This is a genomic window from Pseudomonas azerbaijanoccidentalis, from assembly GCF_019145495.1.
GTDB classification, from domain to species: domain Bacteria; phylum Pseudomonadota; class Gammaproteobacteria; order Pseudomonadales; family Pseudomonadaceae; genus Aquipseudomonas; species Aquipseudomonas azerbaijanoccidentalis.
Window position 1 is genome coordinate 64,711 of sequence record NZ_JAHSTU010000006.1, and the last position, 12,107, is coordinate 76,817.

10 protein-coding genes are annotated in these 12,107 nt (G+C 60.7%); 7 read left to right on the forward strand and 3 right to left on the reverse strand.

All coding sequences use genetic code 11. The annotated features are described in order from the left end of the window. Positions 1 to 217 precede the first annotated feature (217 nt). The 3 genes from KVG88_RS19865 to KVG88_RS19875 form a co-directional block, all read right to left on the reverse strand. On the reverse strand, positions 218 to 589 hold the full coding sequence (locus KVG88_RS19865; RefSeq protein WP_063341676.1) for a translation initiation factor Sui1: 372 nt from the start codon (positions 587 to 589) through the stop codon (positions 218 to 220). A gap of 284 nt (positions 590 to 873) precedes the next feature. Further along, positions 874 to 1,431, reverse strand: a complete 558-nt coding sequence (locus KVG88_RS19870) for an NUDIX hydrolase (protein WP_150704098.1) — start codon at positions 1,429 to 1,431, stop codon at positions 874 to 876. Between the two features lie 3 nt (positions 1,432 to 1,434). Beyond that, positions 1,435 to 2,502: a DUF2333 family protein gene (locus KVG88_RS19875; RefSeq protein WP_150704099.1), complete on the reverse strand. Its 1,068-nt coding sequence runs from the start codon at positions 2,500 to 2,502 to the stop codon at positions 1,435 to 1,437. Between the two features lie 453 nt (positions 2,503 to 2,955). Here KVG88_RS19875 and gcbA point away from each other — a divergent pair, with 453 nt between their 5' ends. From gcbA to prmA, 7 genes are all read left to right on the forward strand, one after another. After that, the gene (gcbA, locus tag KVG88_RS19880; protein ID WP_150704100.1) at positions 2,956 to 4,626 is read left to right on the forward strand and encodes a diguanylate cyclase GcbA; all 1,671 of its coding nucleotides are present in this window, start codon (positions 2,956 to 2,958) and stop codon (positions 4,624 to 4,626) included. Between the two features lie 955 nt (positions 4,627 to 5,581). Then, positions 5,582 to 6,625 (forward strand): methyl-accepting chemotaxis protein, encoded by a 1,044-nt coding sequence (locus KVG88_RS31385; RefSeq protein WP_412071300.1) that lies wholly within the window; start codon positions 5,582 to 5,584, stop codon positions 6,623 to 6,625. Between the two features lie 161 nt (positions 6,626 to 6,786). Continuing rightward, positions 6,787 to 8,532: a protein-disulfide reductase DsbD gene (locus KVG88_RS19890; protein ID WP_217872535.1), complete on the forward strand. Its 1,746-nt coding sequence runs from the start codon at positions 6,787 to 6,789 to the stop codon at positions 8,530 to 8,532. A gap of 132 nt (positions 8,533 to 8,664) precedes the next feature. Beyond that, the gene (gene aroQ, locus KVG88_RS19895) at positions 8,665 to 9,120 is read left to right on the forward strand and encodes a type II 3-dehydroquinate dehydratase (RefSeq protein WP_053153929.1); all 456 of its coding nucleotides are present in this window, start codon (positions 8,665 to 8,667) and stop codon (positions 9,118 to 9,120) included. Between the two features lie 24 nt (positions 9,121 to 9,144). After that, positions 9,145 to 9,603 (forward strand): acetyl-CoA carboxylase biotin carboxyl carrier protein, encoded by a 459-nt coding sequence (gene accB, locus KVG88_RS19900; protein WP_217872536.1) that lies wholly within the window; start codon positions 9,145 to 9,147, stop codon positions 9,601 to 9,603. Positions 9,604 to 9,620: 17 nt separating this feature from the next. Then, positions 9,621 to 10,979 carry an acetyl-CoA carboxylase biotin carboxylase subunit gene (gene accC, locus KVG88_RS19905; RefSeq protein WP_217872537.1) on the forward strand — a complete coding sequence of 453 codons (1,359 nt, stop codon included), beginning with the start codon at positions 9,621 to 9,623 and terminating at the stop codon, positions 10,977 to 10,979. Positions 10,980 to 11,212: 233 nt separating this feature from the next. After that, complete coding sequence (prmA, locus tag KVG88_RS19910) at positions 11,213 to 12,091, forward strand: 50S ribosomal protein L11 methyltransferase (RefSeq protein ID WP_060542818.1); 879 nt, start codon at positions 11,213 to 11,215, stop codon at positions 12,089 to 12,091. The last annotated feature ends 16 nt before the right edge of the window (positions 12,092 to 12,107 follow it).

A 12,107-nucleotide genomic window follows, 5' to 3' on the forward strand; every position in this document is an offset into this window, starting at 1 on the left:
GAAGTCCCCTATAAAGAAGTCATAGTGCGTCGCCTGGTTTCAGGCCGGCGCAGTCTAAAGAATGAAAATGACGGTTCGTCAACGAGGGGGTAGACCCCGCCGACCGCAGTGAGTTTAGAAACCGGTCATGAACAGGCTCTGTGAAAACCATAGTGACGACGCCGGACCTGAGATAATCAGGGCTGGATCAAGCCGCGGGTGGTTTTCACAGAGGCTGCTAGCCGCCGGACTTCTTCGCTTTGAAACCGTGTTTGATCAGCTCTGCCAAGAGTAGCTCGACATGATCACCCTGGATTTCAATGATCCCGTCTTTCAACGCCCCGCCGGTACCGCAGCGTTTCTTCAACGTCGTGGCCAGTTCCTTGAGCGCGTCTTCGGCCAAGGGCACGCCGGTGATGGTCGTCACCGTCTTGCCGCCACGGCCCTTGCTTTCGCGACGCACGCGCGCAATGCCGTCGCCGGCCGGGATAACGGTCTGTTTGCAGATACAGGCGTCCACCGGTTTACTGCAATCCGGGCAATGACGACCTGCGTCGGTGGAAAATACCAGGCCACCAAGGGCGGCGAAGGATGCGGCTTTTTTGGCCACCGGCAATCCTCTTGGGAGGACAAAGACTGGTCGCGGCACTCGGGAAGTGCCCTCGACCGCGAAGCCCCACTCAGGCAGGGGCAGCGCTACTGAAACGGTACAACTCTTTATATAGGAGCTGACGAGTGCAACGAGGCTGCGATCTTTTGATTTTGAATCAAAAAGCAAAGTCAAACGATCGCAGCCTGCGGCAGCTCCTACAGGAAGCAATACCGGTTCAGCTTGAAAAGGTCGCGCAGTGTAACGGCAAAAACGCCGATTGCTAAGAGCCAATCGGCGCCAATTTATGCCTCTTTTGCGACGTCTTCGCCCCGTGAGCGCAGATAGCGCTTCAACGCGGCCAAAGAGTCCGGGCAGTAAGGCTTTTGCTCAATTTCAAGCATGACCTGATCGATGGGGATAAAGCGCGCTTCCAGCACCTCTTCAGGTTGCAGGATCAAGGGGCCATCCCACACGGCCGAAAACGCCGAACACCACAGCCGATTGCCGGTGTCTTCAAAGAAAAAGTGGTCATGGGCGGTCAGTTCGACACCGCTCACCCCCAGCTCTTCCTCCAGCTCCCGGGCCGCCGACTCGGCGTAGGTTTCCGTGGCAAGCACCATGCCGCCTGCCGCCACGTCCCAATAACCGGGATAGATCGCCTTGCTGAGCGTGCGCCGATGCACGCAAAGCTCGCCGGCCGAGTTGAACAACATAATGTAGGTGCCGCGCCCGATCAGCCCGCGTTCGCGCAAATCGGAACGGACCAGGGCGCCGAGCAGGTTGTCCTGCTCGTCGACCCAGGCGATCTGTTCGGCATCGGAAGCCACGCGATGCGCAGCTTCCCTCGCGTTATCGACCATGACTCAGCCCTGATTGAGCAGTTGACGCAAATCGATCACTGCCGCGTTGGCCCGCGAAATGTAGTTGGCCATGACCAGCGAGTGGTTGGCCAACACGCCGAAGCCGCTGCCATTGAGGATCATTGGGCTCCATACCGGCTCCTGCGACGCTTCCAGTTCACGAATGATCTGGCGCACGCTGACCGTGGCGTTCTTCTTGGCCAATACGTCGGCGAAGTCGACTTCAATGGCGCGCAGCAAATGCGACAAGGCCCAGGCCTGGCCACGAGCTTCGTAGAACACGTTGTCGATCTGCAGCCATGGAGTCTCGACGATTTCTTCATCGACTTGCGGTGCCACACCCGGCGCCACGACCTCGGTCTTCAGCGCGGTATTGAGCTTGACCCGGCCAACGCTGGCCGACAGCCGTTGCGACAGCGAACCCAGACGGGTGCCGACGTCGCCCAGCCAGTTGTTCAGGTTGTCGGCGCGGGCATAGAACAGCGCGCTCTTCTGGTTCGGGTCGGACAGACGCGCCTGATAACGGCTCAGGGAATTGATGCCTTCCTGATACTCGGACTCACTGGATGGCAGCACCCAGCTTTTGTTGTCGAAGTTGAAACGCGGCTCGGCCTTGGCCAGGTCGGCGTCTTCGGCGGACTGCGACTGCGAGCGGGCGAAGTCTTTGCGCAGTGCGCGGCTCAGGTCGCGGACCTGCACCAGCACGCCATATTCCCAGCTCGGCATGTTGTCCATCCACAGACCCGGCGGAAAGCGGTCGTTGGAAATGTAGCCGCCCTGCTTGGTCAGCAACGTACCGGCAACGGTCTTGAGGGTTTCGACCGTGGTGTAGCCGACCACCATCTGCTTGCCTTCTTTTTCGGCAGCCATTTGCGCCGTCTGCTGCACGGGGAACAGCGCAGGTTCCTGGCTCCAGTACCATCCCAGAGCAATCGCCACCAGCAGGTAGAGACCGATCAGTGTGGCCAACGCGCGGCTGAACAACAGGCCGCCCAGATAACTGCGGGTGGCCGATTTCGGTTCGGCGGCACGTTCAGGCGCACTGCCTGCGCGGTTTTTCCAGTCCAGCATGGCGATATCCTTTCAATCACTTGAGTTCATCGGTTCGACCACAACCATACAACAACGTGCCTTTGCCCGGCACCCGCCGTTGCCTTGATGCCGAAAATTAAACCCGCGGTGCAATCAACAGGCTCATCACCAGCGGTTCGCTGAAGTTGCGCCTAGGGGAATCCCCTAGGGGATAAAACGGTACGCAGGCACATTCTGACCTGCTCAAAAAACAGTCGCATCCGCGACAGGCCGACGACTCAATAATGCCCATCCGAATCAAGCCACAAGCCCCGAAATCCCCGCCCTGCAAGCCCCTCATGAGAACCACTGGCCAATTACAGACTGATCAGTCAGAAACTGAATGCGTCCGCTTTGCAGATTATTGACGTACAGCACTCATGTCATCGCAAAGTGGTGCTAGCATAGAGCCACCACTCGACCTCAGCGTGCACCCTAACTAGTAGTCAGGATATGACCGAGCCAGAAGACCCCAGCCGCGAGCGCCTCAAGCACCACTTTGCCCAGCGGGTAATTCATCAAGCACGTCAGATTCTTGAGATTTGGCAGCGCCTGCAACGTAGCGAGTGGTCAATCACCGATTTGTCGGAACTGAGCGAGGCGAACCTGCGCCTGCTGCGGTTCGCCGAGCGTTTCGAGCAGCCGGAACACACGCTACTGGCTCGCCACATCAGTCAGTCACTGGAAGCTGTCGACGCCAACCGCGGACGCTTGAGCAGTGGCCTGATCACCGACCTCAATCGCCTGATGCAGCGCCTGTCTCGCACCGGCCTGCGCCATGGCGACCAACTCGACCAGACGTTCCTGCCGCCACTGCGCAAGCCGATCTACGTGATGCTGCAGGATCACGACCGTGGCGAGCGACTGGCCAAGCAACTGGAATTCTTCGGGCTCAGCGCCCAGTCACTGGACAGCGTAGCGGCGTTTCGCTCGTCGATGGTCGAGCGCCTGCCGGCGGCGATTGTCATGGACGTGGATTTCAGCGGCCCCGGCATCGGCCTGAAGCTGGCGTCCGAAGCCCAGGAAGGCCTCGACCATCAACTGCCGCTGCTGTTCTTCAGCCTGCACGAAACCGATACCCCGACCCGACTCGCCGCCGTGCGTGCCGGGGGCCAGGAATTCCTCACCGGCACCCTCGAAGCGTCGAGCCTGCTGGAGAAAATCGAAGTCCTGACCTGTGTGGCCCAGTACGAACCTTATAAAGTGCTGATCATCGATGATTCACGCGCCCAGGCTTTGCACACCGAGCGCCTGCTCAACAGCGCGGGGATCGTTACCCGGACCTTGATCGAACCGATCCAGGCCATGGCCGAACTGGCGGATTTCCAGCCGGACCTGATCATCCTCGACATGTACATGCCGGCCTGCACCGGTACCGAACTGGCCAAAGTGATCCGCCACAACGACCGCTATGTCAGCGTGCCGATCATTTACCTGTCCGCCGAAGACGACCTGGACAAACAGCTCGACGCCATGAGCGAAGGCGGCGATGACTTCCTGACCAAGCCGATCAAGCCACGGCACCTGATCACCACCGTGCGCAATCGCGCGGCGCGGGCGCGCAACCTCAAGGCGCGAATGGTCCGCGACAGCCTCACTGGGCTGTACAACCACACCCACATCCTGCAACTGCTCGAAGACTGCTCGTTCCGCTCTCGCCGCGAAAACAAGCCGCTGAGCTTTGCGATGCTCGACATCGATCACTTCAAGCGCGTCAACGACAGTCACGGCCACCCCATGGGCGACCGGGTGATCAAGAGTTTGGCGCTGTTCCTCAAGCAGCGTTTGCGCAAAACCGACTATATCGGGCGTTACGGCGGCGAAGAGTTCGCCATTGTCATGCCGGACACCGACCTTGAGGCGGCCTACAACGTCCTCGATGAAATCCGCCAGCGGTTTGCCGAAATCCACTACCCGGCGCAGCCCCAGGATTTGTGGTGCACCTTCAGCGCCGGGGTGGTGGAGTTGTGTGAAACCTCCGACAGCCTGTCGATGGCCAGCCAGGCGGACGAGGCGCTGTACCGCGCCAAAGGTGCCGGGCGCAATCGTGTCCAGGCGGCCGGGACGTCAAAGCAAAGTGCCACTTTTTCATCGCAATTGACCCCGCTGGTCATAACCCTGTAACAGAAACGCAATAACTTCAGGCGCTTACCATTTCTGCCGTTGGTAGTCCATGATGCGCCTGAAGCTGCTGACCAATCTCAACACCCTCCTTTTAGTCGCCGTGTGCGTGGCCCTTGGCGCCACGTTGTGGTGGTCGCAAAAAGCCCTCGAACGCCCCTATCTGTTAATGGAGCGTTACCTGGGGTTGTCTCAGCAGTTTCAGAATGAAGTGGCGCGCAACGTCGGGGATTACCTCGCCAGCGGCGACGCCCTGCGCCTGAGCAGCGCCAGCCAGGCCATTGACCACCTGCAAAAAGAACTCAGCGAGTTGCCACCAGCGCTGGCCGACACCCTGCGCCCAAGCCTGTCGAACCTGAACGACTTCAGCAAAACCGACTTGCTGGCTGCCGGCAAACTGGCGGGTGATCCGCAGGCGCTGCTGCTGCAAGCCGAACGCGAACTGGGGGCCAGCCTCGATCAGCTCAGCCAGTACGCCAGCGCTAACGCGGCTTACCTGACGCCATTGCTCGCGGCCTCGCAGCACTTGGGCAAACTGTCGCTGGCCCGGGACAAACTGGTCAGCAGCGGTCGCAGCGAGCTGGCCGCCGATGTCGAGCGAGAAGTCACCAACATTCGCGCTCAGGCCGCGCTGCTGGACGCCCTGCCATTGCTCGGCGTGGCCGCCAGCAGTGAATCGAACACCGATGATTTCGCCTCGATGATGGGCCTGGAAAACACCGAGAAAGCAGTCGTCGAAGATGCCGGTGTCGGCTTCAAGCGCGAACTCAACAGCCTGCTCGCACGCTACCCGGCAGAGCTGGCACGCACCCGCGACCAGATCCAGAAACGCGCCGACCTCAGCACTGCAACGCATCTGAAAATCGCCGATGTACAGCAAGCCATCGCCGGGCTGGAACCGGTTGTTCGCGCCCAGCACGGTCAAATCCAGGGCGAAGTTCGACTGATGCAAGGCGTGATGATCGGTTTGATTCTGCTGATCGCGCTGCTGATCGACACTCTGCAACGCAAGCTCGCCCGCACCCTGACCAACCTTGCCCCGGCGCTGTCGACCTGGGCCGAAGGCGATTTCAGCCAGGACATTCAGCTGGGCAAAACCAACCGCGAACTGCATGACATCGAAGCCTCGCTCAATCGCCTTCGCGCCTATCTGGTGGCGCTGGTGGGGACTATTCGCCTCAACGCCGAACAGGTCGCCGGCAGCAGCCGAACCCTCGCCGAGCTGAGTAATGACCTGCACAGCGGCGCCGAGCACCAGGCTGGCGACACCGCGCTGATCCGCGACTCCCTCGGCGAGCTGGAAGCGACCATCCAGCAAGTCGCCGGCGATGCCAGCCAGGCAGCCGACGCCAGCCGTCATGCCGGCCTGGCGGTGGAGCACGGGCAGAAAGTCATCGGCCTGAGCCTCACCGGCCTGCATGCGCTGGTGGACGAAGTACAAGGCAATGCGCAAATGATCGAGCACCTGGCCGAAGAGTCCGCGACCATCGGCGGCGTACTGACGGTGATCCGCTCGATTGCCGACCAGACCAACCTGCTGGCACTGAACGCGGCCATTGAAGCGGCGCGTGCCGGGGAAATGGGTCGCGGGTTTGCCGTGGTGGCCGAAGAAGTCCGTTCGCTGGCGCAACGCACCGCCGGGGCCACGGCCGAAATCCAGACCTTGATCGCCGGCCTGCAAACCGCTGCGCGCCAGTCGGTCGAAGGCATGCGCGCCCAGGTCGAACACGCCGAAGCCACCGCCAACCAGGCCCAGGCGGCCGACGGCGCGCTGGATAAAATCGTCGGGGCGATCCAGACCATTTCCGACACCGCCGTGCGTATTGCCGATGTCACCGCGCAGCAGAGCGGCGCAGTCAGCGAGATCCGCGATCACAGCGAGCGGATTCACCAGTTGGGTGGGGATAATCTACTGCGCATTGGCCAAGGGCGTGAGCAAGGCGAGAACCTGCTGGTGCTGGGTGGACGCCTGCATACAGCCGTTCAAGCCTTCCGCGTCTGACACACTACCCCCCTGTAGGAGCTGCCGCAGGCTGCGATCTTTTGACTTCGGTTTTTCAAGATCAAGATCAAAAGATCGCAGCCTGCGGCAGCTCCTACAGAGGGCGGCGACAGCGTGCGCTCTCAGCTATCATGCCGGCATCATTGATACGCGAGATTGTCATGCGCCGTTTGCTCTGCCTGCTGCTTTTAGTCTTCGCCCTGCCGGCCGCCGCCACTGGCTTGCTGGAAAATCGTCCCAGCTCCACCCTGGGCTCGATCAACAACAGCGCCGACTTTCTGCCGGTGCGCGAAGCCTTTCAGTTGAGCCTGGTAGACAGCACGCCGCAATCAATCAAACTGCGCTTTGTGGCAACCGAAGGCTATTACCTCTACCGCCACCGCTTTCAGTTCCGCACCGACCCGGCCGATATTGCCCTCGGGCCCGCGCAATTGCCCGACGGGCAAAAAAAGCACGATGAGTTCTTCGGCGATGTCGAGGTCTACCACGGCATTCTCGATGTAGAACTGCCGCGCACCGATCAGCGCGCCTTTACTCTGGCCGTGACCTATCAGGGCTGCGCCGACAAAGGCCTGTGCTATCCGCCGGAAACCGAGCTCCTGAGCATCGACGGCACTGACAACGCGGCTAAAACCTACAGCTGGAGTTGGCGTGAACTGGCGCTGTTCTTCCTCGCCGGCCTCGGCCTGACATTCACCCCTTGTGTGCTGCCAATGTTGCCGATTCTTTCCGGCGTGGTGTTGCGCGGTCAGGTCGGCGGTTGGCGCGGCTTCAATTTGTCGCTGGCCTACGTGCTGCCGATGGCGGCGTGTTTTGCCCTGCTCGGCGCCTTGATGGGCATGTTCGGCGCACAGCTCAATCTTCAGGCGCGCCTGCAATCCGCCTGGGTGCTGGTGCCCTTCGCGATGTTTTTTGCTGTGTTTGCGCTGGCGATGTTCGGCGTTTTCGAACTCAAGTTGCCTCACGCCATCAGCAGTCGGCTCGATCGTATTGCCGGGCGCACCGAAGGCGGCTCGCTGTGGGGTGCGGCGGTGCTGGGGGTGGTTTCCAGCCTGCTGGTTTCGCCCTGTGTTTCAGCGCCGCTGGCCGGCGCGTTGTTGTACATCAGCGCCAGCGGCGATGCCTTGGGCGGCGGTTTGAAACTGTTCATGCTCGGCCTCGGCATGGGCACCCCGCTGCTGCTGGTGGCCACTGGCGGCGCAGCGTGGCTGCCAAAAAGCGGCCCGTGGCTGATCTACGTGAAAAATGCGATTGGCGTGTTATTGCTGGGGCTGGCGATCGGCCTGCTCAGCCGGGTGTTGCCGGGCCAGATCACCTTGCTGCTGATTGGTCTGCTGGCCGGTGGCGTCGGTTTGTTTCTCGGGGCGCTGGAGTTCGTCTACAAACCGCCGCGAAAACGCCTCGGCCAGCTACTCGGGATGTTCCTGCTGTTTTACGCACTGGCGTGCTGGTTTGGCGCATTCAGCGGCCAGACCGATCCGTTCAACCCCATCGGTCAACCGCGCATCGCTGCCGGCAACGCTCCTGCGCAAGAAGCCAGTGCCTGGCAAACCGTCAACACCCCCGCTGACCTCGACCGCATGCTCGCTGAAGCACGCGCGGCCAACACCCCGCTGCTGCTCGACTGGTACGCTGACTGGTGCATCAGCTGCAAAGTCATCGAGCGCGAAGTGTTGAACGACCCCACCGTTGTCGAACGTCTCAAGGGCTACCGACTGGTTCGTTTCGATATCACCGAAAGCAACGCCCAACAACGCGCCCTGCTCGACCGCTACACATTGTTCGGCCCTCCGGCCCTGATGTTTTTCGGCAAGGACGGCGTCGAACGTGCCGATGTGCGAGTGATCGGTGAGATCAATGCACGGGACTTCGCCGAACGTATCGCCAAGGCGAATGACCGGATTTAATCAAGCAGTCATATATTTCGCGCAAACATCGGTCATCGTGCTGGCTATTGCAGAGAACTGGACAGTCACAAAGGCTTTGCGGCATAGTCGCCGGGTTCTGACAATTGCACACAGATAACAAAGGAACCGCCGATGGCGACGCTACTCGTACTGCACGGACCCAACCTGAACTTGCTCGGCACCCGTGAACCGGGCACCTATGGCGCCACGACACTGGCGCAGATCAACCAGGATCTGGAACGCCGTGCCCGCGAAGCCGGCCACCATTTGCTATATCTGCAGAGCAATGCCGAGTACGAATTGATCGATCGCATCCACGCCGCTCGCAGCGAAGGCGTGGACTTCATTTTGATCAACCCAGCAGCTTTTACACATACAAGTGTCGCATTACGTGACGCGCTGCTGGCGGTGAGCATCCCATTCATCGAAGTGCATTTGTCTAACGTGCACAAACGAGAACCTTTCCGCCATCACTCTTACTTCTCCGACGTAGCGGTGGGAGTGATCTGCGGCCTTGGCGCCAGCGGTTATCGACTGGCCCTGGAGGCCGCCCTGGAACAGCTTGAACAACAAGTTAACCGCCCCTGACCGACCCTTGGGAGTTGATGATTCATGGATATCCGTAAAGTTAAGAAACTGATCGAATTGCTGGAAGAGTCCGGCATCGACGAGCTCGAGATCAAGGAAGGCGAAGAGTCCGTACGCATCAGCCGTCACAGCAAGACCCCGGCTCAGCAGTACTACGCGCCCGCTCCAATGCCAGCTCCGGTTGCCGCACCTGCCGCCGCTCCGGCTGCCGCTGCCGCACCCGCCGCGCCTGCTGCACCAGCGTTGAACGGCACCGTTGCCCGTTCGCCAATGGTCGGCACGTTCTATCGCAAGTCTTCGCCAACCTCGCCGTCCTTCGTTGAAGTCGGCCAGACTGTGAAGAAAGGCGACACCCTGTGCATCGTTGAAGCCATGAAGATGATGAACCACATCGAAGCTGAAACCAGCGGTGTGATCGAATCCATCCTCGTTGAAGACGGCCAGCCGGTTGAGTACGACCAACCGCTGTTCACCATCGTTTGAACCGCGGAGAGCCTTTGATGACTGCGAAGTTGGAAAAAGTTCTGATCGCCAACCGCGGTGAGATCGCCCTGCGGATCCTGCGCGCCTGCAAAGAGATGGGCATCAAGACCGTCGCCGTTTACTCCAAGGCTGACAAGGAACTGATGCACCTGGGTCTGGCAGACGAGTCCGTCTGCATCGGCCCGGCATCGGCCGCCCACTCCTACCTGCACATTCCGGCAATCATCGCCGCGGCCGAAGTGACTGGCGCCACCGCCATTCACCCTGGCTACGGCTTCCTTGCGGAAAACGCCGACTTCGCCGAGCAGGTCGAGAACTCCGGCTTCGCGTTCATTGGCCCGAAAGCCGAAACCATTCGCCTGATGGGCGACAAGGTATCGGCCAAGCACGCCATGATCGCCGCTGGCGTACCGACCGTTCCAGGCTCTGACGGCCCGTTGCCGGAAGACGAAGAAACCGCTCTGCGCATTGGTCGCGAAGTCGGTTACCCGGTGATCATCAAAGCCGCTGGCGGCGGTGGTGGTCGCGGCATGCGCGTTGTGCATAAAGAAGAAGACCTGATCTCCTTCGCCAAACTGACCCGCACCGAAGCAGGCGCGGCGTTCGGCAATCCGATGGTCTATCTGGAAAAATTCCTGACCAACCCACGTCACGTGGAAGTCCAGGTACTTTCCGACGGCCAGGGCCATGCCATCCACCTGGGCGACCGCGATTGCTCGCTGCAACGCCGTCACCAGAAAGTTCTCGAAGAAGCGCCGGCACCGGGCATCGACGAGAAGGCTCGCCAGGAAGTTTTCGCTCGCTGCGTCAAGGCGTGCATCGACATCGGTTACCGTGGCGCGGGCACTTTCGAGTTCCTGTACGAAAACGGTCGTTTCTACTTCATCGAGATGAACACTCGTGTCCAGGTAGAGCACCCTGTTTCGGAAATGGTCACCGGTATCGACATCGTCAAGGAGATGCTCAGCATCGCCGCCGGCAACAAGCTGTCGTTCACCCAGGATGACGTGGTCATCCGCGGTCACGCGCTCGAATGCCGGATCAACGCCGAAGACCCGAAAACCTTCATGCCGAGCCCGGGCACGGTCAAGCATTTCCACGCCCCAGGCGGCAACGGCGTTCGCGTCGATTCTCACCTGTACAGTGGCTATGCCGTTCCGCCGAACTACGACTCGTTGATCGGCAAGCTGATCACTTACGGGGCAACCCGCGACGAAGCCATGGCGCGCATGCGCAATGCGCTGGACGAGATCGTGGTTGACGGGATCAAGACCAACATCCCGCTGCACCGCGACCTGACCCGCGATGAAGGCTTCTGCAAAGGGGGCGTGAACATTCACTACCTCGAGCACAAGCTGGCTGGCGAGAAGCACTAAGCTTCGAACCTGCACCTGACAAAGCCGCCTTCGGGCGGCTTTGTTGTTTAAGATCAAAAGATCGCAGCCTGCGGCAGCTCCTACATTTGAAATGCGCTTCCCCGTAGGAGCTGCCGCAGGCTGCGATCTTTTTGCTTCACCCCTATAGTCGTCTTCTGAGCCCCGCTCGCGTAAACTTGCGCGCTTCTCGCAGCCCGCTAGGCTGCAATCAATATTTTTCAAAGGTGCCCGCCATGCCTTGGCTGCAAGTCCGTCTCGCCATCAGCCCAGAACAAGCCGAAACCTACGAAGACGCTTTCCTTGAAGTGGGCGCCGTGTCGGTGACCTTCATGGACGCCGAAGACCAGCCGATCTTCGAGCCGGAACTCAACACCACGCCGCTGTGGTCCCACACCCACCTGCTGGCCCTGTTCGAAGGCGGCACCGAGCCTGGCCCCGTGCTCGCTCACCTTGAGTTGCTGACCGGCAGCCCGCTACCCGAACACCACAGTGAAGTGATCGAAGACCAGGACTGGGAACGCAGCTGGATGGACGGCTTCCAGCCGATGCGTTTCGGTCAGCGCCTGTGGATCGTGCCGAGCTGGCATGCCGCTCCCGAACCTGATGCCGTGAATCTACTCCTGGATCCGGGCCTGGCGTTCGGCACCGGCACTCACCCGACCACCGCGCTGTGCCTGGAATGGCTCGACGGTCAGGACCTCAAAGACTGCAACGTGCTGGACTTCGGCTGCGGCTCGGGGATTCTGGCCATCGCCGCCCTGCTGCTGGGCGCCAGGGAAGCCGTCGGCACCGACATCGACGTGCAGGCGCTGGAAGCCTCCCGCGATAACGCCGGGCGCAATAACATCGCCGATGAATTGTTCCCGCTGTATCTGCCGGAAGATCTGCCGCAGGTTCAGGCCGATGTACTGGTGGCCAATATCCTCGCCGGTCCGCTGGTTTCCCTGGCGCCACAGTTGTCCGGCCTGGTCAAATCCGGTGGTCGCCTGGCGCTCTCGGGCATTCTTGCCGAGCAAGGCGAGGACGTCGCTGCGGCCTACGCCAAAGACTTCGATCTGGATCCGATCGCCAATCGCGATGGCTGGGTGCGCATCACAGGCCGTCGGCGCTAGAATGAGCGCTTGCATA

Excerpts from the sequence above, each read along its gene's own strand:
- KVG88_RS19870 (WP_150704098.1), bottom strand. The coding sequence starts at position 1,431 with ATGGTCGATAACGCGAGGGAAGCTGCGCATCGCGTGGCTTCCGATGCC.
- KVG88_RS19875 (WP_150704099.1), bottom strand. The coding sequence starts at position 2,502 with ATGCTGGACTGGAAAAACCGCGCAGGCAGTGCGCCTGAACGTGCCGCC.
- gcbA (WP_150704100.1), top strand. The coding sequence starts at position 2,956 with ATGACCGAGCCAGAAGACCCCAGCCGCGAGCGCCTCAAGCACCACTTT.
- KVG88_RS31385 (WP_412071300.1), top strand. The coding sequence starts at position 5,582 with ATGATCGGTTTGATTCTGCTGATCGCGCTGCTGATCGACACTCTGCAA.
- KVG88_RS19890 (WP_217872535.1), top strand. The coding sequence starts at position 6,787 with ATGCGCCGTTTGCTCTGCCTGCTGCTTTTAGTCTTCGCCCTGCCGGCC.
- aroQ (WP_053153929.1), top strand. The coding sequence starts at position 8,665 with ATGGCGACGCTACTCGTACTGCACGGACCCAACCTGAACTTGCTCGGC.
- accB (WP_217872536.1), top strand. The coding sequence starts at position 9,145 with ATGGATATCCGTAAAGTTAAGAAACTGATCGAATTGCTGGAAGAGTCC.
- accC (WP_217872537.1), top strand. The coding sequence starts at position 9,621 with ATGACTGCGAAGTTGGAAAAAGTTCTGATCGCCAACCGCGGTGAGATC.
- prmA (WP_060542818.1), top strand. The coding sequence starts at position 11,213 with ATGCCTTGGCTGCAAGTCCGTCTCGCCATCAGCCCAGAACAAGCCGAA.